The sequence below is a fragment of the Methanothermococcus sp. genome (assembly GCF_015523155.1).
Lineage (GTDB): Archaea > AGJL01 > Methanococci > Methanococcales > Methanococcaceae > Methanofervidicoccus.
The window spans coordinates 1-25,727 of record NZ_WAKW01000076.1 but is presented as its reverse complement, the minus strand read 5'-3'; the positions used below and the strand labels follow the sequence as shown (position 1 = coordinate 25,727).

The following is a 25,727-nucleotide window of genomic DNA, read 5'->3' as shown; positions in this document are numbered from 1 at the left end:
TGCATCTGCACAGGATTTTTTTGCATACTAATAATTTATCAGTTACTTTAATCATGAGTATTTGCTGTGGTAAATTCTGCTCTCAAGGTATTCCTAACTTATCTACTGCTAAATGTAATTTAAAGCCTTTAAACATTCCTTCACTGTTAAATCCTATCTTTCCTTCAATATCTAACTCATCCTTTATTGAGTGCTATCGTATATAGACCACACTGGATTATTTAATTCTATATATTTATCACCTAATAAAGTAATAATTACACGCAGTTCTTCGTCAAGGGATTTCGCTTACGAAGTAAGCGAGCAACAAAAACCATAATGTTTTTCTAATTTTCCATCTATCGATGGTTCTTCTACTAAGGCATGATAAATCCCAATGTAGTTAAAACCTGTGGATTATTTTAAGTGTAATAAACGCTCTATTTGAAATAGTTTAAGCCTCAACTCTAAAATTATATATTTTCCTCCCTTCCTTTCTTCGTTTAGGAATTTGATTAATTAAATCTTAATTATTTTAGCCACTACTTCCTAGCCTTCATAATATCGTCTTTTTTATAATATTATATTTAGTATGGTGTATATATTTTGACCCACACTAATTTGAATATTTTATAAAAAAAGAAGAGGATATTATGATAAAAGTTCTATGATAGTATTTTAACAAGAGATGGCAATAGAATAACAAAAGCCTCATCCTCCATAACATTCATAAAAACAAAAAAACATAAAATAATAGTTGATACATCTACAAAGGATAAAAAAGATTTAATTATAAAGGAATTGATAAATTGGGGTTAAAACTGGAAGATATTGATATAATTATAATACCCACGACCACTGGGACCATGTAGAGAATAATGATTTATTTAAAAATATAAAACTTATTACATAATTACAATTACAATGAACTCGACAATGAGGAGATAGAAATTATGGAAACTCCCTGGCATACGGAGGATGGTATTTCAGTAATATATAAAGATTATATTGTTGTTGGCGATGTATCCCCTTTGAAAGATAATATATTGAAAGATATTGAACCAAAATTAAACATTGATGAAGAGCTCGCTTTGAATACCCTTAAAAAAATAAAGAGTTTAAAAAAGAACAATTATTACAGGCCATGATGAAATATATTATATTAGATAAATTTTCTTAATAAAATGCAAGGAAGTGGTGTAGGAAGATATTGAAAGGAAAATTAAAAAATAAAAACATGACTTACGCCGATGTTTTAAATTATATAAAAGAAATATTGGATAAAAATAAAATTGATATGATATTGATGAATATTAATAAATATATTAAATAATATTAGAGGGAGCTCATGGATTTAGAAAATTCATTTTTAAATGCGATTTCAGAGAGTTTTAAAGCATATAATGAATATGGGGCAAGAAGCAATAAAAAATTAATACCATACATAAATGGTTTGCAAAAGTTATTGAAGATAAATTAGGTGATGGATATTATACAAGATGTTTAGGTAATGGTGGAGAATATAAATTAAAGGGTAAGTATTATCCAAAAGATTTAGATATATCCATATTTAGTAAAGAAAGAGATAAACCAATTGCAACAATAAGTTTTAAATTTGTGACATCAACTATAAACAAAATGCCAATAATTATTTTGAAAACCTACTGGGCGAAACTGCAAATATTAGGCGAGTAAATGTAGGATTTGCACACTTTTTAGTATTAAGGGGACATACTCCATATTATACAAAGAATGCAGGTAATTTAAGAGGAGAACTTAAAAAATAGAAGTAATTTCTGAAAAAGACTTAATAAAATATATTAAATTATATAACGATTTAGATTTTCCACATAAACCAAATGTTTTAGGGATTGCTTTAATAGATTTCGACGATAACGAAAATGTGTATTTTGTAGATTTGGACAGTATGGGATTTTCAGAAGAAACTAAACAAATTTTAAAAAATGAAATATCATTAAATAAGTTTATAAAGCGGGTTGTTGGATTATGTCATCTAATGGATTAAAGAAGAAAGAAAATAAAGAAAATAAAAATAAATTAAATGGTGTAGTATATACTCCAAAATGGATAGTTGAGGTTGTATTAAATAATTTAAATTATATTGTTGGAAATAACATACATTCTAAAAAAATAATCGACCCTACATGTGGAGATGGTGCTTTTTTAAAGGAAGTTGTTGAAAGATTTATAATTGATGCTTTAAATTCAAATAAATCAACTTCTGAAATAAAAAATCTCTTAGAACATAATATTTATGGAATAGACATTGATAAAGATGCCATTGAAATGTGTAGGAATAATTTAAACAATATTGCTAAAAAATACGGCATCTATAATGTTAATTGGAATTTAATAAATAATGATAGCACAGAAACATGGATTTCAAAATTATTTAAAAAGTTTGATTATGTTGTTGGGAACCCGCCATATATTAGAATCCAAAATTTAGGAAAAGAAAAACGAAGTAAAATTCAAAAAATATGGAAACTGTGTAAATCGGGTTCTACTGATATATATATTGCATTTTTTGAGTTGGGATATTATCTATTAAATAATACGGGGGAATTAGGATATATTACACCTAACACATATATAAAAACATCTGCGGGAAAGGATATAAGATTGTTTATCAAAAATAAAAAAATTTTGAGGTCCTTAATTGATTTTAGACATCATCAAGTATTTGAAAACGCTACCACATATTCTTTAATCACAATACTATCCAAAACACATGGACAAAATAAGTTTAAACTGTATTATGGAGATGCAGATAAAAAAATAGAATTCATTGATGAGATTGATTTAAACAATTTAAATGATGACAATTGGATATTATGTCCTAATGATTTATTGATAAAGATTAAAGAGATAGAAAATAGGGGAGCTCCCCTTGGAAAAATAGCGGATATTCATGTGGGAATCACTACCCTTGCCGACAGCTATTATATATTTAAAGACCCTGTATTTAAAGAGAATACTGCAATAATAAAATTAAAAGATGGTAGGGAGTTCGAAATTGAAAAGGACATTTTAAAACCAATAGTAAAAGCATCAGTTTTAAAGAGCTCCGATGAGGAGCAAAACCGTTATGTAATATTCCCTTATAAACTTAAAAATGGCAAACATACTATAATACCAGAGGATGAATTAAAAGAAAAATATCCTTTAACATACGATTATTTCTTAAAAATTAAAGACATATTGCTTGCAAGAGATAAGGGAAAGCCAAATCCAGTGGCGTGGTATGCTTTCGGAAGGAGCCAAGGATTAGATACATCATTTGGTAAAAAGATATTAACATCCCCATTAAATAAAAAACCCAACTTCATAGTGTGGGAAAAGGAGGACTATACATTTTATGCTGGCTATTGTATAAAATACGATGGAGATTTGCATGAGCTCGCAAAGGAATTAAACAGTTCTGATATGGAATTTTATATAAATCATGTTAGTAGGAGCTATCAAAATAATTATAAATCTTATTCAAAAACATTTATTAAAAATTTTGGAATATCTAATCCAAAAATAATCAAAGAATTTAATAAAAGAAATAGGGATAAAAATAAAAACAAAATCAAGAATAAAATCAAGAATGATAATAAAAATATTAATACTACTTTATTGGATTATCTAAATAGTTTAAATGATTCACTAAATATAAACACCAATCTATAAGGGAATAAGGGATAAAATGAACTTTACAGATGCAATATTAGATTTTCTGATGGAAAATAATATAAAAACAGTTTTTTCATATCCTGGGGAACAGATTTTTCCATTATATAATGGTTTAAATGAATCCCCTATAAAAAATATAATGGCTAAGCATGAGCAGGGAGCTCTACACATGGCTGATGGATACAGCAGAATTACAAATTATGTTGGAGTATGCTTGGCAACTGCTGGACCTGGTGCTACAAACTTGATGACAGGCGTTGCTACGGCATACAAGGATTCATCATCAGTAATTGCCATTACTGGAAGATGCGAGCGAAAATATATAAATGAGAATTATTTTCAAGAAATGCAAATGGATTTTTTAAATATATATAATGGATACTTTGTAGATAAACCAGATATAAGTTATTTCAAGAATGCACTTTCTGAAACTTTAAATACTAAAAAACCCATTCATTTAAATGTCCCAAGTGATGTTCTTAAATCAAATGTAGATGAATGTCTCACCAAATATGATGATAATAAAGATGAAAATGCAAATTTAAAATGCGGCATAAATATAAAAAATATTAAAAACATTAAGGACGTTAAAAAACCTCTGTTGCTCATAGGTCAAGGTATTTATGGAACCTTATCATACAATGATATGCTAAAAATAAATAATATATTAAAAGAATGCAACATCCCTATTGTAACAACATATCCTGCAAGGGGAGTTATCGACGAAAACGATAAAAACTGCTTAGGATTAATCGGAAGAAGAGGAAACTTTATAGCAAATAAATACCTTTTGGAATGCGATGCCATATTTTCAATTGGTGCAAGTTTTTCATACAATACCATACCTGAAAGTATCCGAGCAGAAGTTTTAAAGAAAATAATTGATTTAGATGCTAAAATTAATAATTTAAATGATATTAAGGTTTTGATTGATGGATTAAATAATTTAGAGTATGAATATAATATCCATGTATTCAATAATACAGATAGTAGCAATAATAAAGATAAAAATGATAAAAATAATTATAGTTATAAATTAAATTATAAATTAGGTGACTATTCTTTGAAAATCAAAGAGATACTGGATAATTTACCAGATGACGCAATAATCACCACAGATGCTGGAAACCATACGGTTTTTGTATCACTATTGAAGAAATGCGTAGTTCCTAGAAACATTATTTCATCCCACAGTATGGGAACCATGGGATTCGGACTTCCGGCTTCAATTGGAGTTAAATTTGGATGTTTAGATTATAACATTAATAGGGAAGTAGTTTCCATAAATGGTGATGGCGGTTTCCAGATGAATTTGCAGGAGCTCGCAACAGTATCGGAAAATAATTTGAAAATACTTATTGTAATAATGAAAAACAACAGATTAAATGTATTTGGTGATATAAAAAACCCAGATTTTAACAAAATAGCAGATGCTTATGATATTGATAATGTTTATATAGAAGATATTGATGAGATAAGAGGGAACATAAACTATTATTTAAATAATAACAAACCTTATCTTATGGTAGTTGAATGTGAAAATGAGGGGCTACCTAAACCTTTTGTTTAAATTATTAAAATATTAAGCATTGGATGAATAAAAGGTTTAAAAACTTTTATTTAAAGTTATTAAAATTAAAAATAAATTATTAATATTAAATTACATAGGTATAATAACGGAGGAATAAATATGGATGAATTATTTAAAACACTGACAAGCAATATGCACTTTAACGCAACGGAATTGAGCGACAAAACATGGAATCAAAACTGGAAAGTTCCAGAGGGGCTTATATCAATAATAGGATTAAAAAACGGAAAAAGCCCCGTTTTTTACTATGGATTGACAGATAACTACAAAGAAGATTATGTATTGAAAAAAGGAGTTTCCGACAATAAAAATAAATTTATAAATGCAAGACTTTATTTCAAATTTGACAGAGCAGATATAATTGAAAAAGAAAAGTATGTTGTAGCAAATGGATTTAATGGTCTTTTGTTGTGTGTGAAAATCGATAAGGAAAAATTCATAAACACTTTTGAAAAAATGCTCTTGGAAGGGTATAATAACGGAGACAAGCATATAATTGATGTTTTAGAAAGAATGAAAGAAAGAAATATGTTCAATTCAGTTGAAGAAAGTGCAAGATACATTGCAAATAGGGACTACAACTGGTTAATAGGCAGATTAAAATACAAAGCCGGTCTTTTTAACTACTCTGGACAGGGATATTGGTTATTGCCATTAAAAACAAAAATGGAGATTACAAAAGGATTTGAAGTGAATAATAAAGAACTTATTGTTGATTTAGAAAATACGGAATTGTTTAAAAATTATTTGATATATGTGGATATTAAAAACAATGTAGTAAGATACAACAAAAACAGATTATGCAAAAGCGGATTTTCATTTGTGGATGAAGTAAGAAAGCAGATGCACGATGACATATGTCCATGGTGCGGTGGAAAGTTGAGATTGGTAAAAACTAAAAGGGGAGAGTTTTTAGGATGTTCAAACTATCCAAACTGTCTTTACAGAAGGTTTTTAAAGAAATAAAATATAAAATAATTCTAATAAATATTAATTATTTTTTATAATTCTTTTTATGAAAAAATTATTTAATTTTTTTAGTGGTAATATGATAAAAAGGATAATCGTAAAAGGTATAGTCCAAGGAGTGGGATTTAGACCTTTTGTTTATAGAATTGCTAAAAATAATAATTTAAAGGGATATGTAAAAAACATGGGAAATTATGTTGAAATAGTTGTAATGGGAAATAAAGACGATATAAACTCTTTTTTAGATGATTTAATGACTAAAAAACCACCATTGGCACAGATTAATGAAATAAATGTTTTTGATGAATTAGATGAATCTAATTACAAATTTAATTATAATGATTTCATTATAGAAAAAAGTCAGGAAAATAAAGGAAATAAGGAAGAAGGAACAATTCCACCAGATGTGGCAATATGTGAGGACTGTTTAAAGGAGATAATGGATAAAAATGACAGGAGATATAGATATCCATTTACTGCATGCACTAACTGCGGTGCAAGATTCACAATAGTAAAGGAGCTCCCATACGATAGGGAAAATACATCCATGGATGAATTCCCATTATGCGAGGATTGTTTAAATGAATATGAAAATCCCATAGATAGGAGATTCCATGCTCAGGCAACATGCTGTCCGAAATGCGGTCCAGAGGTATTTTTAACAGATAAAAATGGAAATATATTATATAAAAAAGATGATGCTGTCCGAAATGCAGTAAAACTCCTAAAAAATGGATACATACTTGCAATAAAGGGAGTTGGTGGAACTCATTTGGCATGCTGTTGTGATAAGGATGATGTTGTATTAAATTTAAGAAACCGCCTAAACCGTCCAACTCAGCCCTTTGCTGTGATGACAAAACCGGAATATTTGAATCTATTTGCCAATTTTGATGATGATGAGTTAAATCTTTTAAAATCTACAAAAAGACCCATTGTTGTCCTTGAAAAAAATGAAGATTATGGTAAATATTTTTCAAAACATGTATCAAATTTAAACTCCATAGGGGTTATGTTCCCATATTCTGGTCTGCACCATCTTTTATTTGATGAAACCGATAAAATTGCCTATATTATGACATCTGCAAATCTTCCAGGTCTTCCAATGGTCATAAAAAACGACGACATACTAAATAATTTAAGAGATATTGCCGATTACTTTTTGCTCCATAATCGTGAGATAGTGAATAGATGTGATGACAGTGTATTGAAGAAAATAAACAATAGAATGATATTTTTAAGGCGGTCAAGGGGATATACACCAGAACCTATTATTGTAAATAACAGTTTAGTCATTAAAAACAACGACAAAAATATATTGTGTGTGGGTCCTGAGCTCAACTCAACAGCCTGTTTGGTTAAAGGCAATAAGTTTTATTTAACTCAATATATTGGGAATACATCCAAATATGAGACATTTAATTATTTAAATGATGCTATACAGAATTTGATGAAGATTACAAACACAAATAAAATAGATGCTGTTGTATGTGATTTGCATCCGAGTTATAACTCCACAAAACTTGCCCATGAGTTGGCGGAAAGATTTGGAGCTGAGCTCTACAAAATCCAACATCATAAGGCACATGCTTATTCATTAATGGGAGACAATGATATATTTGAAGATGCTATTTTTATTGCTATTGATGGGCTTGGATATGGTGAAGATGGAAATATTTGGGGCGGTGAGATTTTAAAATATGATAAAAATAAAAATAAAATGGAAAGAATAGGGCATTTGGAAGAGCAGTATCAGGCAGGAGGGGATTTAGCTACAAAATATCCACTTAGAATGTTGCTGTCCATACTGTATAAAAAATTAAATCATGATGAATTAATTGAGTTTATTAAAGGATACAACTTTTTCAGCGATAAAGATTTAAAGCTCATGCTGTTCCAATTGGATAAATATATCAATGTTGTAAAAACCACATCATGCGGAAGAATACTTGATTCAGTTTCTGCAATGCTTTCAGTGTGTTATGAGAGAACCTACGACGGAGAATACGCCATTAGGTTGGAAAGTGTAGCGGAGAATTATATAAAAAAATATCCTGAGGATTACAATGCCTGTTTGGAAATGGTTAAAAATGATATAAAAATAAAAAATAATATATTAAATACAACTGATTTGGTTTATAACTGTTATAAAATGTTATTAAATGGATTTAAAAAGGGGTTTATAGCTTATTATATCCATTTAGCTATTGCCGATGGACTTTCAGAAATTGCCATAAAAAATGCGGAACTCTACAACATTAGATATATAGGTTTAACTGGTGGAGTTTCATACAATAAAATTATATCTGAGAGAATAAGGCAAAATGTGGAAGGTAATGGATTTAAATTTTTATACCATGGACGAGCTCCGAACGGAGATGGAGGCATCAGTTTTGGTCAAGGCGTTGGATATATTGTTAAACACCTCTCCCTATGAAAAGGAGTTAAACGAAAACTTCGGTTTTCGTATCACTTTCCTTTGGCAGGGTTTCTTAACTTAGTGGATTTAACAGAAATTATCTATATATAAAAGTGAATTATTCCCCTTCGTCTTAAAATGGACACCCATCAATCTTTTTGCGAGAAATTTTTTGGTGAAATTATGAAAACAGTGCATTTTGACAGTATCTCTGTATTGATAGTAGATGATAAAAAACTGGATTACACTGGAAGTGAAATAGAACCCTTATGGGCATTTAAAAAATTTGATGTTCAAAAAGACAGTATTGTAGCATTTAATGGAGCTCTCAATGTAAGTATCAAAAATATGAAGGATTTAAAAGATATCAAAAAGGAGTCAAAACATGGGGATATTTTAATAAAATCATCAAATGCCTTAAACTTTATAGTGGAACATTTTGATAATCCAGATTTAAAGATGATATATCTAAGACAGAGAATTTTAGTAAGTATAGCAAAGGATGTAATAGAGAACATAGCTAATAAAAAATTAGAAAGAATCGGAGATGATTTATATTATAGAAATGGTAAATTATCTGTATCCATAGCTTGTCGTGGGATATCCTCGGCAAAAATCCACTTAGGGATAAATGTATTAAATATGGGAGTTCCAAATTATGTAAATACATCTTCATTGGATGATTTAGGAATTGATGTAAATGATAATACAATTAACGATATAATGGAAAAAATAGCAACTAAATATGGGGAAGAAATGGATAAAATTGAAAAGGATATGAGAAAAACTATGTATCTAATTTAATAATTAATTTTTTAATTTTTTATAATCTTAAATCCTTTATTATTACCTTTTGTAATTATTATATTCCCATCAATACCATTTTTATCAAAAAATTCTTGAGATGTTTCAACCACTTTTTGTATATCCTCTTTTCCATCGCATATAGAATAAATCGTTGGTCCAAAACTTGATAGTCCACTGTATGATATCTTTTGAAGAGCTCCTAAAAGTTTTTTAACGATGTCCTTTTGGAGTCCCACTTCAACTTTTTTAAATCCCATATATTGTAATTCATTTACAACCTCCCCAAAGGATTTTATATCATTTTCAATTATTGCAGGCATCATTTTCATAAGTATTAAATGACACATTTTTTGAGTTTCATTTAGGGGTATTGGACAGTATTTTTTAAAGATATCTACCTCTTTATTGCCGTAAATACTATTTCCCTTTGGGATGGTTAAGACGATATCCCAATTAAAATCGTGCCTGAATAGTATTGGTGGAACCCTCACATTTTTTGATGCTGATGAAGGTCTAAACTCTTCTTTATCCTTTCCTTTTCCAAATGTATGACCTCCATCGATTATAAATCCTCCTTTTTCAAATGCATTAACTCCAATGCCCGATGTTCCTCCCCTACCTGTAATATTTGAAAGGGTTTTTCCATCCAATTCTTTATTATATATCAGAGATATTAATTTTCCAGTGGATAGTGCTATTTGGGTTCCACTTCCTAAACCACTGTGCTGTGGTATTATACTTTTTATGTTTAAATAGATGCCTTTCTCTCCAATGTAGTTTAAAATATTTTTTGAAACTTCTTGTATTCTTTTTTTTAGTTCATTTTTATCGATAGCAGAATTAAAATGGTTATTGTTAGTGGAATGGGTATTTAGATTTTTATCGAATTCTATCTCAATATCTGGGCTTTCCCTACCTTCTATTATAAAATTTGGATAATCCAATGTAATACCCATACCTCCATCCACTCTACCTATACTACCGTTTAAATCTATAAGTCCCAGATGAATCCTTGAAGGGGATATAATTGTTAATTTCATAACATTCACCAAAAAAAAGAAAATTTATTAAATTAAAGCTTCTATTAAATCTCCTCTTGTAATTATACCTACAAGTTCTCTATTTTTAACCACAGGTAGCCTTTTAATTTTATTTTTAATCATTATTTCAGCTGCCTCATTTATCGAAGTCTCTGGTGAAATAGTAATCACATCTTTTGTCATTATATCTTTTACCTTGGTTTTTAATGCTTTCTCAATATCTTCTCTAAATTCCTCTATTTTTAAAGTAGTTTTTAGCGGAAGTTCAATTAAGTCAAAAGGAGACGGTAATATGATATCAAATCCTTCACTATGTGTTGTAAGGGTTTTTATAATATCACTTTCTGATATAATTCCAACAAGATTTCTATCATTGTCTACCACAGGAGCTCCACTAATTTTGTGTTTTCTAAATGATTTAATAACTTCTCTAATATTACTATTTTCATTAACAACTATGGGTTTTTTCATTACAGAAACAACATTTACCATATAATCACCAAATTTTTAAGTTTTAATATTTTTTTATATTATTTATTTTTAGATATTTACAATAATAAATATAACTAAAATAAATATAACTAATATTATTAGATATTTTCACATAAATATTTTAAAGCATCTTCTTCCATAAAGTGTAGTTTTCCTGGGATAATAATACAATGCAAAGGTTTTCCAAAATCATAATTTACCAAATCTTTTATTTTACCATATACAATTTTTGGTTTTAGACTTCCAGCCCTTGCAACTACTACAACCTTTGTATCTTCATTTAATATATATTCTTTTCTCTTTTCTTCGATTTTTAACAATATTTCAAGACCTTCATTTGCCGTCATAAACCTGTTTTTATCTGCATGAATATCCAAAAGGCATAATGTATGATATCCCATTTTTAAATTCTCCTTAATTACATCGTATGGAGTTTCAGGGAAGTAGTTTGGTTCTGGGAATACTATTGATGTGGTTTTTCCAAATTTATACAATTGCAAACCTGTGATGCCTACTGCTGAATATATTGACGGTGCATTTATTATAATTACTTCAATACCTTTCTTCTTAGCTTCAACGGCAATATCCACATGGGTTGTTGCTACCATGGGGTCTCCTGCGGTAAGGAACATTATATCTTTATCTTTACTTTCATTTATTAGTTTTTCCGTCTCGTATTCTACCTTTTCCCTATCTAAAACTATTATCTCTTTTCCAATTGTCTCTTCTATTTTTTCTATTGTAGTTCCCGTCAAAACTGCGGTATAAAACTCAGCATAGATTTTATCCACTTTTTTAACATATTCCAATGTTTTTAATGTCATGTCTTTTTCATCGTATAATCCCAATCCTGCAAGTATCAGCATGAGCTCACCTAAAAGTATTTAAATAATAAAAATTAAAAATATATATTAAATATTTTAAAATAATAATTATCTAAGCTATTATATTTAAAATGAGGAGGGAAAAATATATGAAAACTTCGCTTGGATTAGATGAAAATATAGAAGGACTGCTGTGCTATATATTGGGGTGAGTATCTGGCATTATATTTTTAGTTTTAGAAAAAGATAGCGTATTTGTCAAATTCCATGCCATGCAATCGTTAATAACATTTTTAGGTTTATGGGTACTTGGAATTATTTTAGGATATATATCGGGAATATTGGCAGTGTTGGTAAATCTATTGGGATTAATATTTTGGATATTGGGAATGTATAAAGCATATAAAGGAGAAATGTATAAATTCCCTATCGTTGGAGATATAGTTGAAAAACAAATTAAAAAATAGTTTATAAATTTATTTTATTCTTTTTTATTCTTTTTCTATTAACCCCAATTTTTCAAGAACTGGGTCGCATGATATAAAGTGTAAATCAAGAGCAACATCTTCTGGTTTCATTCCCATAGCAAGACCCAACAGCTGTGAATAATGTATAACTGGAACTGAATATTCCCTTCCAAATTTCTCTTTTATCTCAATCTGACCTCTATCAAACTGCAAATGACAGAATGGGCATACATCTGTTATACAATCAGCATTTGCTGCTATTACATTTTTAATTTTTGTTTCTGTCATTGTCAGTGCAGTTTCTAAATCTCTTGCTCTTACTCCACCACCGGCACCACAACACATCTGTTTGTCCTTATAATTTACTGAGGTTGCACCAATTGCTTCAACTAGGGCATCAAAAGATTTTGGTCTCTCTGCACTTTCAAGGTGCTTAACATCTGTTGGTTTTAAATAGTGGCATCCATAATGAACTGCTATATTTATATCAAGAGGTCTCTCAACCTTTTCAGCTATTGCATCTGTACCGTAGTAAAAGTATAAAACTTCTGGAAGATGCCTTACATTTATTTTTCCTTTGTATTCATATCCATATTTTGAAAGAGCCTTATTTACCTTTTCCCTAGCCTTTTCGTTTTCATGCAATATGTGGTTTGCCTCGTATAATGAACCGTAGCATCCGTTGCATATTGTTAATATATCCAGTTCATTCTCTTCTGCAATACATAAATTTCTTGCCGCTAAGGTGAGCCATGTAAGTAGGTCAAAGGAACCGAAAACCCCAGGTGCTGGACAGCAGGAAGCTTTTTCAAAAGGGTGTAATTTTATGCCTAATTTATCCAAAGCCTTATAGGTTGCACTTTCTATACCCGGGTATCTGTTTGGTGCAATACATCCTAAAAAAAATATATATTCCAAATCACTCATTTTTTCACCAAAGTTATTTTTTAATATTTTTTAAATATATTATAGGATAGGGTATGTAGTATATTTATTATCAATATATTTATTGTTATTTATTTAATTTACTTTTATTGAATATCTGACCATTCAATAGTTCTAAGTTCTTCTTCCAATTTATTAGTTTCTGTATTTAATCCAACATTTTTACAAAATCCAGTATCTTGCATAAGTCCTCTTATGTGCTCCAATACCTCAGGGTACTTGTGTGTTGTTGGAGGAACTTCTGATAACCCCAATTTCTTCCTAACTTCTTTTATTTCATCATTTACTGGAACAGCATGACCAGTTAAATAAACATATAAACTTGTTTTTCTGTGGGCAAGTGCCACATATCCCATCTGGAAAGCGACATTCCTCATCGCTTTAATTACTTCTGTAATTTTAACATCTCTCGGACATCTTTCATAACATGTATAGCAGGTTGTACATTTCCAAAGGTCTTCACTTTTTACATAATCTCCTAATCCCAACATCGCAGACCTTATTAATTTTCTTGTTCTGTATGCAGTTATTCTTCCGCTTGGACAGGAACCTGTGCATGTCCCACACTGGTAGCATCTTCTAAATGATTTTACTACATCTTCTTCTCCAATAGCCTGTCCTGCTTCTATTAATTTTTCTGGGAACTTTGGATTAAAATCTTTTGAACTTAAAACCATATTTTCACCTCTATATAATGTCTATTATTTAGTTATAGATTATATATAAATGACTATATCGCATTCTTTATAATACAGTTGTATAATACCAAATGATTATAACAGTTAATTTTATAAATAAAAAATAACATACTCTAAAAATACAATTTATCATAATTAATAATGAAAAATCGAATTTGTTGATATTGTTTATATTAATTTTATTTATTATTTTATTTTAACTTTAATTAAAAAAATAAATTTAAAAAGGGATATGATGTATGAAGGAGAGATAGCAATAGGACCTATTCATTCTGCGATACTTGAACCACATAGATTGAGATTGTTTATTGAAGACGAAATTGTAAAAGATGCCGAACTCACAATAGGTGTTAATCATAGAGGAGTGGAAAGGCTAATGGAAGGGCTCCCACCTGAGAAGGCGTGCATACTTACTGAAAAAATTTGCGGAATATGTTCCCATATTCACTTGTGGAACTCCGTTAGGGTTGTTGAAAAGGGAAGCAATATCGAAGTCCCAGAACGGGCAAATTATATAAGAATAATTATTGAAGAATTGGAGAGACTACATTCCCATACTTTATTGTTCGGTCATGCATTTGAAATTCTTGGACATGAAACAATGTCCATGAGAGCATTCATGCTCAGAGAACCAATAATGCAGATGTTATTTGATGTAAGCGGAAGCAGAGTTCATTATTCCTGTCCTATAATAGGTGGTATAAGACCAAGATGTAATATAAAAGATAGTCAAATTCCAACACTTATTGAAAGGATAGAGAAATTTGAAGAAAATTTAAAAAAACTGATAGATAGGACTATAAATGACCCAATGTTAATTTCCCGTATGAAAGACATTGGAGTATTGGACAGGAAAATAGCTGCAAAATACCATGCTTTGGGACCAACTGCAAGAGGAAGTGGGATAAAAAGCGATATGAGAAAGATGGGATATGTGCCTGAATATGACCCATTTGAATTTGATGAGATATTATTTGATGATGGAGATGTTTTATCAAGGATTGCCGTAAGAATGTATGAATGTTTTGAAAGTATCAAGATTATAAAGCAGGCATTGAAGGAACTCCCCAACCTTCCCGAAAAATTCTATAATCCAAACTATGAAATAACTGAATTTAAACCTGTGGATATGTATAATGAGGCACAGAGAGGTCAGGTTTATCACTCTTATGGGGTAAATAGTGAGGGAAGAGTAAGACATTCAATAGTGAGAACCCCAACAGCAACAAACTTGGCATGTATGGAGGAAGTATTAAAAGACTACCATGTATCTGATGCTGAATTAATTATAGCAAGTTGCGACCCTTGTTTCACATGCACCGACAGGTTAATGGTATTAAAACAGCATATAAAGTAAATATGGCAAAAAATATAATATAAAATTAAAAAATTTAAAAATTAAAATAAAAATTGGCAATATAAGCATGAAATGTTAAAATATTAAATAACTACAACTTAAAATGATGAAATTATGGATAATAACATATTAAAGTTATATGTAAATTCAACATGTCCATTATGTAATATTTTAAAGGAGATTTTGGAATACAATGGTATTAAATTTGAATTAATAAATATAGACGATATAGAAGAATCTGGGTTAAACGCTGAATTTAAATTTATTAATAATATAGGAGATATTAAAAATATTGCATTTCCATCTGTCGTGTTAAACAATGATATAATCGTTGGTTATAATATAGAAAAACTTGAAAAACTGCTGGGTAGGAAATTATTAAAACCTCCTATCGCCGAAAAATCATCTGTTGATACTACAAATAACACCGATGAGTTGATGGAATATTATAATAGCGTTAAATTATTTAGTGAATATAAGGGTTATTATTTAAACCCTGATGATAGGTATGTTTTAACGGTGCTTAGAGCTCAGCTGAAGCGTCAAGAAAATGGAATAAAATATTGCCCATGTAAGCTTGGGAATGTGCCCTGTCCCTGTCCCACAGTAGAACATGAGATTAAAAAATAGATAATAGTAGTTGAATATCCCTATAAAAATATAAAAATAAATAATAAAACAAATGCAAGGAGATATTATGGATTCAAAAATAAAAGATGTAATGAACAAAGAGTTCATAAAACTCAGTCCTGAGATAGTAGGTGGTGAAGCTGTTCAAATCTTGTATAAAAATAAAAAAGCATATGCCCCAGTAGTTGATGATGAAAAACTTGAAGGATGGGTTAATGCACTGGATTTATTAACAGGGTGTAAGCATTCAAAAGTTGAAGATTTAATGCTTTTTGTAGATGAGATAAAAATATTGAATGAAGATGACGAATTAACTGATGATTTAATAAGTGAAATGGTTAAAAATGAAGATATTGCATATCCTGTTGTAAATAATGACAACGAAATTGTTGGAACACTGTCTGTTTTTGACATATTGGAGTATATTTATAACACTAATAGGTGATATTGTGAAAGAATTAAAACTTAAAATAAGCGGAATGAGTTGCAATATGTGTGTAAAAGCCAAAATCTCTTTATCTGTTGGATAATATAGTAATAATGTGAATATAAACTTAGAAGGTGGGGGAGTAAGTATTATAGAAAATATGATAAAAACTAAAAAATAACTAAAAAATGGTGAAATTATGGATAACTTAGACCTCTTTAAAATACTTTTAAAAAATTATAAAATAAAAAAATACATTTCACCAAAAGAGATGAATATTATAGATAATAACTGTGAATATATAGGAATTCCAAAGATAGTTCTTATGGAAAATGCGGGAAAATCCATTGCTGATGAAGTTATAAATTATTTAGTTGAAAATAAAAAAAATAAAATATATGTATTTTGCGGACTTGGAAACAACGGCGGAGATGGATTTGTTGCTGTTCGTCATTTAATGGAATATTGCGATTATATGGATAAAATCTCAAAATCCTCCGAATTTACACGATTTCCTTCGCTTCGCTCGGAAATAAATGTAATACTACTCGGAAAGGAGAATGAAATAAAAACCTATGAATCAAAGGAAAATTTTAAGATTTTAAAAAATATAAGTGAGTTAGATTTCAGATTAAAAATAAAAGAAATAGTATGTCCAAATGAAATTTTAAAGATAATTGAAGAGATTGAAAAATGGGAAAGTGAAAATGTAATTATTATAGATGCCATGTTAGGAACAGGTATTAAAGGGGAGCTCCGAGAACCATTTAAAACCGTGGTAAATGAATTGAATAAATTAAAAAATAAGGAAAGTAAAAACAGTAATTTAAAAATAATCTCTGTAGATACCGAAACAAAAGGACTAACTGCGGATGTTATAATTACATTCCACAAATATAAATGGGATGGTGATTTAAATAAAACATTTAATATCGAAGATAAAAGAATAAAACTTAAAAAAATAGGTATTCCACCAATAGCAGAGCATATTGTTGGATGGGGGGATTTAAAGGCATTATCCAAGATTAATCCAGATTCACATAAAGGCGATAATGGAAAGGTTTTGGTTGTGGGTGGCTCCAAGGAATTTTTCGGAGCTCCGATTTTATCGGCATTGGCTAGTTCAAAAATAGTGGATTTGGTAACTGTTGCATCCGTTAAAAATACCCTAAATGCATTAAGGAACTATCCAGAATTAATGGGTTATGAAATTGAAGGGGATTATTTTGGAGAGGAACATATAAATGAAATTGTAGAGCTCTCTAAAAAATATGATGTTGTTGTTCTTGGAAATGGATTATGTGTAAATAAAAATACAAAAAAGTTTGTAAATGGATTTTTAGAGGAAATGGAAAAATTAAATAAAAAGGTTGTAATTGATGCAGATGCTATAAAGGTAATAGATTACAATAATTTTGATTTTAGTGAGAATTTTATATTCACCCCGCATAAAAGAGAATTTGAATATATGGGATTTGATGTTAATAATATAGATATACACAATATAAACTCTACAATAGTTTTAAAAGGAAAATACGACTTAATATTTAATAAAAATAACATAAAAATAAACAAAACAGGAAATGCAGGAATGACTGTTGGAGGAACAGGAGATGTTTTGTGCGGTATAATCGGAGCATTATTTAGCAAAAATGATGTCTTTATTTCAGGATGTTGTGGAGCATTTATAAATGGATATGCGGGAGATTTATTGCTTAAAGAGAAGGGATATTACTATAATGTTGTAGATATATTAAATAAAATACCAAATGTTTTAAATATGTTCCATTAACATATATTTAATATGGTTATACATCATTATTAAGTAAATATAAGGGGGATTTTATGGAAGACGAATATTCAAAAGCAGATTTACACATTCATTCAAAATATTCAGGAGTTATGAAATATATGGGACTAAAATTTCCAGATTCTGTGGAGGAACCTAAAAATATTATGAAATACGCCAAAAAGAAAGGTTTAGATGTGATTGCCATTACAGACCATAACACCATAAGGGGAGGGTTAGAAACTAAAAAACTTGAAAAAGAATTTGGAATCGATGTTGTTGTTGGAAGCGAGATAATAACGAAAGATGGGGAAATTTTAGGATTATACCTAAATGAAGAAATCCCAAAGGGACTATCTGCTGAGGAAACCATTGAAAAAATTCACGAGCAGGGAGGTTTAGCAGTAGCTCCCCATCCATACAGCCCAATATGTAAAGCAATAGGGGATAAGATTTTTAAACTAAATTTAGATGGGGTGGAGGTATTCAATGCATACCATAGGGATGGAATAGTAAATAACATAGCATTAAAAAAGGTAATGGAAAATTACCACAAAAAACCCGTGGCATTTATAGGCAATAGTGATGGACATTTGGCAAAAATGGTCGGCAATGGATATACAAAATTTGAAGGAACATCAAAGGATGAGTTATATAATGCAATAGTTAAAAGAAAAACATCCTTTGGCGGAGCTCCTACGCCTCTGTCTGATATTATACTATGGAGTTATAATGTGGTTTATGTCTCTGAAAAAACACTTATAAAATCTATGATATTTAAAAGCGATTTGAATATAAAACTTTATAAAAAACTTCTTGCAATGTTCGGTGGTTTGGTATATATTGCTACGCCCCTTCCAATAATTTCGGGAATTATTGGTAATTTTTATCTCAAAAGAAAGGCTAAAAGCAAATTAAAAGAGGTAAATATTTAACATATTTAACATATTTCAAAATTTTTCTATTTTAAATCAATTCAATGAAATTCTCAATCATTTTTAAGCCTGCTTTACCACTTTTTTCAGGATGGAATTGGGTGGCATATATATTTTTTTTATTCAATACGCAGGGGAATTTATAGCCATATTCACACACTCCGGCAATAACATCTTTATTTGATGGATTTACATGATACGAATGAACAAAGTAAAAATATTCATTATTTTTTATGCCGTCAAATAGTGGAATATCCATTACCTGCTCTACATTATTCCATCCCATGTGTGGTATTTTTTCAACAGTATCTTTAAATTTTATAACATCTCCTTTTATAACTCCCAATCCCTTTGCACCATCACCTTCTTCACTTTTTTCCATCAACAACTGCATACCTAAACATATGCCTAAGAATGGAATCTCTTTTACAGTTCTGCATATAGCCTCTTTTAGTGAGCTCTCATTAACCTCTTTTGAAAGGTTTGCCATGGCACTTTCGAAATTTCCAACACCTGGGAGTATAATCTTATCTGCACTGAGTATGGTTTCAGGATTATCAGTTACCACTACATCTTTTGAATATAATTCAACCGCCTTCACTATGCTTCTTAAATTTCCCGCATTATAATCTATTATGGCAATCACATTATCACTTTAAAGAAATTCCTCTTCTAATTCTTTCAAGGTATTCAATATCTTTTCCAGTGCAATATATGCATCTTCTTTATTCTTTAAACCTGTGATAACTACCTTTCCACTTCCGAATATTAACACAACGACTTTTGGGTTATCCAGCCTATAAACTAAACCTGGAAATTGTTCAGGTTCATATTCAGTTCCTTCGAGGGTTGATATATCATCCAAATTAGGTTCAACTCCGAGCTCTGCGGTAGCAACCATGTTTTGAACTTTGACCTCAGGGTTCTCATCTATTTCAAAACCTGCTTCTTTTAAATAACCTATAACTTTTTTTATTGCTATTTCCGCTTCTTCCTTGCTTTTAGCCCCCGTGCAGTTTAATTTACCACTTCTAAATATTAACAAAGCGACTTTTGGCTCACTTAATCTGCAAACTAAACCTGGGAATTGTTCAGGTTCATATTCTGCATTATCCAATATATCCGCAGCATATTCTAAATCTATATCATTTCCAATTTTAGTAGATACTACAACATTTACAATCTTTATATCGGGCTTCACAATTTCACCTAATTGTTTATATAGTATTTATATATTTTATATAATATATAAATATTATTTATTATTAATTTAGATATATGGATTAATATTTTAAAAAAAGAAAGAAATGGAAATTATAGAATTTACATGAATAAAGCACCGAGACCTGCTGCAGCAGCTGCGGTTGTGTCTTCTTCTTTCTTTTCTTCTTTCTTTTCTTCTTTTGCTTCTTCTGCGGGAGCAGCAGCAGGAGCAGCAGCAACTGCAACAGGAGCAGCAGCAGCTTTTTCAATAGCTTCTTCAATATCTACTCCTTCTAATGCAGCAACTAATGCTTTAACTCTTGCGTCATCTGCTTCTATACCAGCAGCAGTTAATATCGCTTTAACAGCGTCTTCTGTGATTTCTTTACCTGCGGAATGTAATAATAATGCAGCATATATGTATTCCATACTTACACCTCCAAAGTAAAAATTTTATTTTTTCTTATTTTTTTAATGTATATAATGTTTTCGATTAAGTCAATATGGGAAATATGGTGGTTATTTGATAATTTAGAAGAGCAACCCCAATCCAGCAGCAGCAGGAGCTTCTTCTTTCTTCTCTTCTTCTTTTTCTTCTGGTGCTTCTTCTTTAACTTCCTCAGCAGAACTCACTGTTGAAGATAATTTTTCTTTTAACTCATCATCAAGTGCTTCATCACCAACTTCTGATGCAACAGCAAGCATTTGTGAGTATGCTTTGCCAAGTATATCGTCTGTGGTTTTGTCTGTAAGGAATGCACTTTCGATAGATACTGCTTTTGCTTCTCTGAATGCTTTCTGCAATATTGTTTCGATTGTTTCAGTAGTTGGTATTGCCGCATTAACTGACAGGTTAAATGCACTTTTGAATGCTTTCTGTATTTTTTGGACGAATTCATCTTCGTCTATCTTCAATACATCTGGGGTGTAGATTACTCCATCTTCATAAGCTGCTAAGAGGTCTAAACCTACTTTGGTAGGCTTTATGCCCAATGCAGAAAGCACTACTGCAACTTTGTGAGGAACGACCTCTCCCTCTTTAACAAGTGTGGTGTCTTCCCTTATTGCTATCTTACCTTTTTCGATAACTGCTGGAAGACCTGCACTTTTTAATTCCCCTAAGAATGGTCCTGGTGGCATTCCAGTTGAACCTTTTTCCACCACGATGTCGCATGGAGCAACAGCCCCTCCTTTTATAGGGGCTGGGGTTTTACTCTCCTCTAAGGTCTTGTAAAGCTTAAATGGATTCATATCCGTGACTATAATAGCTGCCCCTTTTGCTATGTGCTCAGCTAACTTAGCAAATTCAGGATTGCCAGTTTCTTCGGCAACTTCCTCAATAGCTCTTTTAATCAGAGTGTTTCTTGACATCCTTAAAATCATTTTTCCTCTGATTTTGTCTCTGATTTCTTGAAGTTGCCTTGCAGGGACTTCCATCATGTCTGCCAATGCTATAACATTACCTTCTTTGAGCAACTTCTTTAACTTATTTACTTCTTCAATCTTCCAAGGGGCAATTTTGTGTTCAAATTCTGCTTCTATCATAGTTCCATCCCCTTACTTTTCTATGGGGACTGCTGGTCCCATTGTTAGTTTTGTATAGGCATTTTTAACATGGTAAAGCCCCTTTTCATATTTCTTAGCTACCGTGTTTAAAACTGCTTCAATGTTTTCAGCTAATTCTTCATCGCTCATCTGTTCAGTTCCAACTAATGTTTGGAACGATGGTTTATCCCTTGTATTTATAATAACTGTCTTCTTAAATCTCTCAACCAGTGGTTTTAAGTTTGCGTTCGCAGGAACTGGTTGAGGCATTTTTCCTCTTGGACCTAATACAGGACCTAAGGCTTTACCGACAAGTGGCATCATATCCGCCTGAGCAATGAAAAAGTCATGCTCATTTGCTATCTTCTTAGCTTGTTTTTTATTTTTTCCTAATTCTTCCAATTCTTCCTGTCTTATTACAGTGAGGCCCATTTCTTCAGCCTGTGCCGCCAAATCACCTTTTGCAATTACTGCAATTTTTGGTTCCTTCCCTCGTCCGTGAGGTAATACGACCTGCTGTTTCAATCTATTTTCAGGTCTTGTGAGGTCGAGCTCCTTTAAATTTACGACCAAATCCACGGACTGTGTGAAGTTTCGCGGCTTAGCAAGAGAACGAGCCTCCTTCACTGCTTTTATTATGTTTTCTCTGTCCATGTTGTAGCCTCCTGTAATTATAAACCGCAGTCAAAAATTCGCAATTTTAGCAACTTTAAGTTGCCTGTATCCAACATCAATGCTGTTGGAATATAAATTAAATTAACTGCGGTCAAACATGGAGCAAATCTACTATTTAATAACTATTATATAAAGATTACGCTACACCAATTCACTGGCTTAAACTTTCCAATGTTTTATTACACAAATCAATTACTTCTCTCAATGCCTCTTTAAGCACTTCCTCAGCATCATTTCCTTCGGTGGTTTTTACAATCAATTTTGGATTGGAGATATATCTACCAGTTTCAGGATTTAAAACAGGATGCTCTATAACATAGGACGCCATAATTACCTTATCTGTTTTTTCCAATAATATATCTTTTAAAAGGTTGCATAATGAATGGTCATCATCTATTAATTCTACTTCTATACTATTTTCTGTCTTTTCCAATATTTTCATAATATTCATAGTATCACCTACATATAGTTTAGTTTTTTAGTTTAATTATTTCGTTTCTAATTTCATTAATTATATCCACATTATATATTCTTTTTTTATTTCCGTCTTTTATTGAATAAATATAATATACCTTTCCACCATATTTCTTAGTAAATTCAATATGGGTTTTCCCTGTATCTTTTTTTCTTTATAAATCTCTGGTATGTGAGACACATTACTTATTGGTTTTATTTGAAGTCCAATATATTTACCATTTACCTCTATAAAAAAATCTACATTATATAGTCTATCCCATTCATCGGGTGCTGGTTCAATTTTTACATCTAAATCATCCAGTTCTTTCTGCAATTGTCCATAAATTGTTTTTATTTCTGTCATGTATCCATCAAAAGTCCTATTTATCACCATATTATGTATGTAATTTATACAGTCCTCTTCCGTGATACTCTCAACTTCCGATGCTATTACTTCTGTTATTTTAATATACAATTTTCGCCCCAATTCATCTATATGTTCCTTTGACCTAACTTTCGAGTAATAATATTCTTTCCACTCCTACAATGATTTTGGAGAGCATTTTCTAATCTCCTCAGATACTGCACCAACATTTCGTTTAAAATTCAACTGAAATCTATTCATAGCACTATTTAATATCCATTCTTTTGCCATATTATGCCTCATTTTTGTATTTTAAAAATCTATTTTTATGAACATATTCCATATTATCATCTACATCTACGAGATTATTTTTAATAAGATGGGCATTGATAAATGTTTTATTTTTTAAATATAAATATGCCATTAAATTATTTTTATCGTCGTATTTATTTGTATCAAATTTTAAAAAGACTTTTTGATTTTTTGTTTTATTTTTTAAAAATTCAATCGCTTCGTCTCGTTTTTCAGGAATTTCTTTTATACCAATTAATCTAATTATAATACCATTGTTTAATTCTATCAATTCAGGGCTTATTACTTGTTTAACTCTGTAATATTCAATCCTTGATTTTTGATTTTTATTGTTAATATCCGTTTTATCTATTTTAGAACCAAACTTCAATTTTTTTGGGTCTATTTTTTTATCGAATTTAACAGGGTCTTTGAATATATATGGGAGCTCCTTTATTTTACCATTCCAATTTTTATCATTTTCATTTAAATTTTGTTTAACCACTTCAATTTCATAATCTTTTAAAAGTGTTTCCTGATTTGCCCCTAATTTATCCAATATTATTGGTAAAAACTCCTCGTTAAGCTCATAACCTATTGAATTTCTACCTAACTTTTTAGATGCCAATGATGTTGTTCCACTGCCTAAAAATGGGTCTAAAACCGTTTCGCCCACAAAAGAAAACATTTTTATTATTCTTTTAGGTAATTCCTCTGGAAACATTGCCAAATGTTTATCCTGTTTAACTCCATTAAAATACCAATGCCCTGAAAAATATTCTTTCCATTCTTCTTTTGTTAATTTTGATGCTTCTTTAATTTCTTTTGAAGGTTTTGGAGCATTCCCTGGTTTTTTAAATATTAATATGTGCTCGTAGTCGATTTTTATAATTCCATTTCTTGGATATGGATAAGAGCCCATTATAGAAGCTCCGCCTGTTGTATTCATTGTGGTATTTTTTTGCCAAACTATTGCCCCCATATAATCAAAACCTATTGTTTCAGCAAATTTTATAATTTCTGTTCTTATTGGTATTACTTTATATCTACCATAATAAACGGAGCGGGCAAATTGGTCTCCAATATTAATTACCATTCTACATCCAGGATGCAATACTCGATAACATTCTTTCCATACTAAATTTAAATTGTTTATATATTCCTCATAACTGTCATTAAATCCTATCTGCCCTTCAACACCATAGTCCTTTAATTGCCAATAGGGTGGAGAGGTAATAATAAGATGAACGGAGTTATCAGGAATTTCCGCCATATTTCTTGAATCTCCTATAATTACCTTATGGAAGGTCTTCATATTATCACTTAGTTATTCATTTAAAAAATGTTTTTTAATCAAATTTATATCTTTATTCAATACAATTTTGTCGTTTTCTATTCTGAAAAATTCTTTTTCAATACATTCATCTATGATGTCGTCAATATCTTTTTTGGTGAAGTATGCCACCAATACAATAATATTTCTAACAGGTTTTGAACCAACATTCACAAAACTGAGCTCAGTATTTATATCATATAATTCTTTTAATATGTTATTGAATTTATCAAAAGGTAGTGAGCATTTGATTAGGTTTTCATCTTCTTTATATATAAAATTAATTTTTAAGGATTTAAGTGCATCTAATATCAAGTTTTTATTAATAGGGTATTTTATATCGGATAAATAATACTCAAATAATCCCTTTGAATTTGGATTATATTTTTTATGAATTCTATTTATTAAATTCATAATATTTTTGTGGTCTTCCATTATCTTGTTCTTATCATACCCGTATATTTTTATCCTAAGGGTGCTTACACCATTTAATTCTTCGGTATAGGCTGCTTTTGATTCTATTGAACAATCAATATCCATTTTTGAAATTTCTTTGCAAATATCCATTATCTCTCTATTGGTTGCCTTCACGCTTATCATTTTTTTCATAATCTCACCAAATAAACATATATAGCATATAATTATAGTGTTCGACATAAAACTTAATTAATCAAAAATTTATCAATCCACTTTCTCGCATAACTCAATCTCTTGCTAAATCTGTTAAAGCAGTCTCTAATTTCATTTTTCAGCTCATCCAGAGTTTTTATAAGTTTGGGAGACAGTTATCGT

General features: G+C 30.2%; 27 protein-coding genes and 3 pseudogenes. 16 read left to right on the top strand and 14 right to left on the bottom strand.

Annotated features, from left to right (window positions below):
• The 10 genes and pseudogenes from F7B34_RS07805 to F7B34_RS07760 all read left to right on the top strand — a co-directional run.
• On the top strand, nt 1-206 hold a 206-nt coding region (locus tag F7B34_RS07805; protein WP_292461268.1), incomplete at its 5' end, for a hypothetical protein.
• A 448-nt stretch (nt 207-654) separates the two neighbouring features.
• Nucleotides 655-1,149: pseudogene (locus tag F7B34_RS07855) on the top strand (MBL fold metallo-hydrolase).
• 40 nt (nt 1,150-1,189) lie between these two features.
• Entirely contained in the window at nt 1,190-1,312 is a 123-nt protein-coding gene (locus F7B34_RS07795) for a hypothetical protein (RefSeq protein ID WP_292461267.1), read from the top strand.
• 15 nt (nt 1,313-1,327) lie between these two features.
• A complete protein-coding gene (locus tag F7B34_RS07790) occupies nt 1,328-1,459 on the top strand; it encodes a hypothetical protein (protein ID WP_292461266.1) in 132 nt (43 codons plus the stop codon).
• A gap of 423 nt (nt 1,460-1,882) precedes the next feature.
• Nucleotides 1,883-2,005, top strand: coding sequence for a hypothetical protein (locus F7B34_RS07785; RefSeq protein WP_292461265.1), 123 nt, complete (start codon nt 1,883-1,885; stop codon nt 2,003-2,005).
• Nucleotides 1,987-3,675, top strand: coding sequence for an Eco57I restriction-modification methylase domain-containing protein (locus F7B34_RS07780; RefSeq protein ID WP_292461264.1), 1,689 nt, complete (start codon nt 1,987-1,989; stop codon nt 3,673-3,675). The genes F7B34_RS07785 and F7B34_RS07780 overlap by 19 nt, the downstream gene beginning before the upstream one ends.
• A gap of 16 nt (nt 3,676-3,691) precedes the next feature.
• Entirely contained in the window at nt 3,692-5,248 is a 1,557-nt protein-coding gene (locus F7B34_RS07775; protein ID WP_292461263.1) for a thiamine pyrophosphate-binding protein, read from the top strand.
• A 120-nt stretch (nt 5,249-5,368) separates the two neighbouring features.
• Nucleotides 5,369-6,235 carry a topoisomerase DNA-binding C4 zinc finger domain-containing protein gene (locus tag F7B34_RS07770; protein WP_292461262.1) on the top strand — a complete coding sequence of 289 codons (867 nt, stop codon included), beginning with the start codon at nt 5,369-5,371 and terminating at the stop codon, nt 6,233-6,235.
• 82 nt (nt 6,236-6,317) lie between these two features.
• On the top strand, nt 6,318-8,675 hold the full coding sequence (gene hypF, locus F7B34_RS07765; RefSeq protein ID WP_292461261.1) for a carbamoyltransferase HypF: 2,358 nt from the start codon (nt 6,318-6,320) through the stop codon (nt 8,673-8,675).
• 165 nt (nt 8,676-8,840) lie between these two features.
• A complete protein-coding gene (locus tag F7B34_RS07760; RefSeq protein WP_292461260.1) occupies nt 8,841-9,461 on the top strand; it encodes a DUF366 family protein in 621 nt (206 codons plus the stop codon).
• Between the two features lie 11 nt (nt 9,462-9,472).
• Here F7B34_RS07760 and F7B34_RS07755 read toward each other — a convergent pair whose 3' ends face one another.
• From F7B34_RS07755 to dph5, 3 genes are all read right to left on the bottom strand, one after another.
• The gene (locus tag F7B34_RS07755) at nt 9,473-10,504 is read right to left on the bottom strand and encodes a beta-ribofuranosylaminobenzene 5'-phosphate synthase (RefSeq protein WP_292461259.1); all 1,032 of its coding nucleotides are present in this window, start codon (nt 10,502-10,504) and stop codon (nt 9,473-9,475) included.
• A 27-nt stretch (nt 10,505-10,531) separates the two neighbouring features.
• Nucleotides 10,532-10,996 (bottom strand): CBS domain-containing protein, encoded by a 465-nt coding sequence (locus tag F7B34_RS07750; protein WP_292461258.1) that lies wholly within the window; start codon nt 10,994-10,996, stop codon nt 10,532-10,534.
• 98 nt (nt 10,997-11,094) lie between these two features.
• The gene (gene dph5, locus F7B34_RS07745; RefSeq protein ID WP_292461257.1) at nt 11,095-11,862 is read right to left on the bottom strand and encodes a diphthine synthase; all 768 of its coding nucleotides are present in this window, start codon (nt 11,860-11,862) and stop codon (nt 11,095-11,097) included.
• Nucleotides 11,863-11,969: 107 nt separating this feature from the next.
• On the opposite strand from dph5, the pseudogene F7B34_RS07740 reads away from it, so the two are divergent.
• Nucleotides 11,970-12,287: pseudogene (locus F7B34_RS07740) on the top strand (DUF4870 domain-containing protein).
• 24 nt (nt 12,288-12,311) lie between these two features.
• On the opposite strand, the gene hdrB reads toward F7B34_RS07740, so the two are convergent.
• Both hdrB and hdrC read right to left on the bottom strand, forming a co-directional pair.
• The gene (gene hdrB, locus F7B34_RS07735; protein ID WP_292461256.1) at nt 12,312-13,214 is read right to left on the bottom strand and encodes a CoB--CoM heterodisulfide reductase subunit B; all 903 of its coding nucleotides are present in this window, start codon (nt 13,212-13,214) and stop codon (nt 12,312-12,314) included.
• Between the two features lie 104 nt (nt 13,215-13,318).
• Entirely contained in the window at nt 13,319-13,909 is a 591-nt protein-coding gene (hdrC, locus tag F7B34_RS07730) for a CoB--CoM heterodisulfide reductase subunit C (RefSeq protein ID WP_292461255.1), read from the bottom strand.
• Between the two features lie 256 nt (nt 13,910-14,165).
• Here hdrC and F7B34_RS07725 point away from each other — a divergent pair, with 256 nt between their 5' ends.
• From F7B34_RS07725 to F7B34_RS07705, 5 genes are all read left to right on the top strand, one after another.
• Nucleotides 14,166-15,287, top strand: coding sequence for a nickel-dependent hydrogenase large subunit (locus F7B34_RS07725; RefSeq protein ID WP_292461254.1), 1,122 nt, complete (start codon nt 14,166-14,168; stop codon nt 15,285-15,287).
• 114 nt (nt 15,288-15,401) lie between these two features.
• Entirely contained in the window at nt 15,402-15,917 is a 516-nt protein-coding gene (locus F7B34_RS07720; RefSeq protein WP_292461253.1) for a glutaredoxin domain-containing protein, read from the top strand.
• 67 nt (nt 15,918-15,984) lie between these two features.
• Nucleotides 15,985-16,362 (top strand): CBS domain-containing protein, encoded by a 378-nt coding sequence (locus F7B34_RS07715; RefSeq protein ID WP_292461252.1) that lies wholly within the window; start codon nt 15,985-15,987, stop codon nt 16,360-16,362.
• Nucleotides 16,363-16,543: 181 nt separating this feature from the next.
• Entirely contained in the window at nt 16,544-18,136 is a 1,593-nt protein-coding gene (locus F7B34_RS07710) for an NAD(P)H-hydrate dehydratase (RefSeq protein ID WP_292461251.1), read from the top strand.
• A gap of 53 nt (nt 18,137-18,189) precedes the next feature.
• A complete protein-coding gene (locus tag F7B34_RS07705) occupies nt 18,190-19,068 on the top strand; it encodes a PHP domain-containing protein (RefSeq protein WP_292461250.1) in 879 nt (292 codons plus the stop codon).
• 31 nt (nt 19,069-19,099) lie between these two features.
• Here the strand turns inward: F7B34_RS07705 and hisH are convergent, their stop codons facing one another.
• The 9 genes and pseudogenes from hisH to F7B34_RS07660 all read right to left on the bottom strand — a co-directional run bounded on the left by hisH (nt 19,100) and on the right by F7B34_RS07660 (nt 25,544).
• The gene (hisH, locus tag F7B34_RS07700; protein WP_292461249.1) at nt 19,100-19,714 is read right to left on the bottom strand and encodes an imidazole glycerol phosphate synthase subunit HisH; all 615 of its coding nucleotides are present in this window, start codon (nt 19,712-19,714) and stop codon (nt 19,100-19,102) included.
• Between the two features lie 9 nt (nt 19,715-19,723).
• Complete coding sequence (locus F7B34_RS07695; protein ID WP_292461248.1) at nt 19,724-20,269, bottom strand: TATA-box-binding protein; 546 nt, start codon at nt 20,267-20,269, stop codon at nt 19,724-19,726.
• 122 nt (nt 20,270-20,391) lie between these two features.
• Nucleotides 20,392-20,700, bottom strand: coding sequence for a 50S ribosomal protein P1 (gene rpl12p / locus F7B34_RS07690; protein ID WP_292461247.1), 309 nt, complete (start codon nt 20,698-20,700; stop codon nt 20,392-20,394).
• A 102-nt stretch (nt 20,701-20,802) separates the two neighbouring features.
• On the bottom strand, nt 20,803-21,813 hold the full coding sequence (locus F7B34_RS07685; protein ID WP_292461269.1) for a 50S ribosomal protein L10: 1,011 nt from the start codon (nt 21,811-21,813) through the stop codon (nt 20,803-20,805).
• A 15-nt stretch (nt 21,814-21,828) separates the two neighbouring features.
• The gene (locus F7B34_RS07680; protein WP_292461246.1) at nt 21,829-22,470 is read right to left on the bottom strand and encodes a 50S ribosomal protein L1; all 642 of its coding nucleotides are present in this window, start codon (nt 22,468-22,470) and stop codon (nt 21,829-21,831) included.
• A gap of 172 nt (nt 22,471-22,642) precedes the next feature.
• On the bottom strand, nt 22,643-22,942 hold the full coding sequence (locus tag F7B34_RS07675; protein WP_292461245.1) for a DNA-directed RNA polymerase subunit L: 300 nt from the start codon (nt 22,940-22,942) through the stop codon (nt 22,643-22,645).
• 19 nt (nt 22,943-22,961) lie between these two features.
• Nucleotides 22,962-23,602: pseudogene (locus F7B34_RS07670) on the bottom strand (MjaI family restriction endonuclease).
• 1 nt (nt 23,603) lies between these two features.
• On the bottom strand, nt 23,604-24,917 hold the full coding sequence (locus F7B34_RS07665; protein ID WP_292461244.1) for a DNA methyltransferase: 1,314 nt from the start codon (nt 24,915-24,917) through the stop codon (nt 23,604-23,606).
• Between the two features lie 12 nt (nt 24,918-24,929).
• Complete coding sequence (locus F7B34_RS07660) at nt 24,930-25,544, bottom strand: DUF2067 family protein (protein WP_292461243.1); 615 nt, start codon at nt 25,542-25,544, stop codon at nt 24,930-24,932.
• Between the last annotated feature and the right edge of the window lie 183 nt (nt 25,545-25,727).

Coding starts and splice junctions, on each gene's coding strand:
- hdrC (WP_292461255.1), bottom strand. CDS start 13,909: ATGGTTTTAAGTTCAAAAGATTTTAATCCAAAGTTCCCAGAAAAATTA.
- F7B34_RS07760 (WP_292461260.1), top strand. CDS start 8,841: ATGAAAACAGTGCATTTTGACAGTATCTCTGTATTGATAGTAGATGAT.
- F7B34_RS07775 (WP_292461263.1), top strand. CDS start 3,692: ATGAACTTTACAGATGCAATATTAGATTTTCTGATGGAAAATAATATA.
- rpl12p (WP_292461247.1), bottom strand. CDS start 20,700: ATGGAATACATATATGCTGCATTATTATTACATTCCGCAGGTAAAGAA.
- F7B34_RS07790 (WP_292461266.1), top strand. CDS start 1,328: ATGGATTTAGAAAATTCATTTTTAAATGCGATTTCAGAGAGTTTTAAA.
- F7B34_RS07705 (WP_292461250.1), top strand. CDS start 18,190: ATGGAAGACGAATATTCAAAAGCAGATTTACACATTCATTCAAAATAT.
- F7B34_RS07770 (WP_292461262.1), top strand. CDS start 5,369: ATGGATGAATTATTTAAAACACTGACAAGCAATATGCACTTTAACGCA.
- F7B34_RS07715 (WP_292461252.1), top strand. CDS start 15,985: ATGGATTCAAAAATAAAAGATGTAATGAACAAAGAGTTCATAAAACTC.
- hdrB (WP_292461256.1), bottom strand. CDS start 13,214: ATGAGTGATTTGGAATATATATTTTTTTTAGGATGTATTGCACCAAAC.
- F7B34_RS07720 (WP_292461253.1), top strand. CDS start 15,402: ATGGATAATAACATATTAAAGTTATATGTAAATTCAACATGTCCATTA.
- F7B34_RS07665 (WP_292461244.1), bottom strand. CDS start 24,917: ATGAAGACCTTCCATAAGGTAATTATAGGAGATTCAAGAAATATGGCG.
- hypF (WP_292461261.1), top strand. CDS start 6,318: ATGATAAAAAGGATAATCGTAAAAGGTATAGTCCAAGGAGTGGGATTT.
- F7B34_RS07710 (WP_292461251.1), top strand. CDS start 16,544: ATGGATAACTTAGACCTCTTTAAAATACTTTTAAAAAATTATAAAATA.
- F7B34_RS07725 (WP_292461254.1), top strand. CDS start 14,166: ATGTATGAAGGAGAGATAGCAATAGGACCTATTCATTCTGCGATACTT.
- F7B34_RS07680 (WP_292461246.1), bottom strand. CDS start 22,470: ATGGACAGAGAAAACATAATAAAAGCAGTGAAGGAGGCTCGTTCTCTT.
- F7B34_RS07675 (WP_292461245.1), bottom strand. CDS start 22,942: ATGAATATTATGAAAATATTGGAAAAGACAGAAAATAGTATAGAAGTA.
- F7B34_RS07660 (WP_292461243.1), bottom strand. CDS start 25,544: ATGAAAAAAATGATAAGCGTGAAGGCAACCAATAGAGAGATAATGGAT.
- F7B34_RS07750 (WP_292461258.1), bottom strand. CDS start 10,996: ATGGTAAATGTTGTTTCTGTAATGAAAAAACCCATAGTTGTTAATGAA.
- F7B34_RS07755 (WP_292461259.1), bottom strand. CDS start 10,504: ATGAAATTAACAATTATATCCCCTTCAAGGATTCATCTGGGACTTATA.
- F7B34_RS07780 (WP_292461264.1), top strand. CDS start 1,987: ATGTCATCTAATGGATTAAAGAAGAAAGAAAATAAAGAAAATAAAAAT.
- dph5 (WP_292461257.1), bottom strand. CDS start 11,862: ATGCTGATACTTGCAGGATTGGGATTATACGATGAAAAAGACATGACA.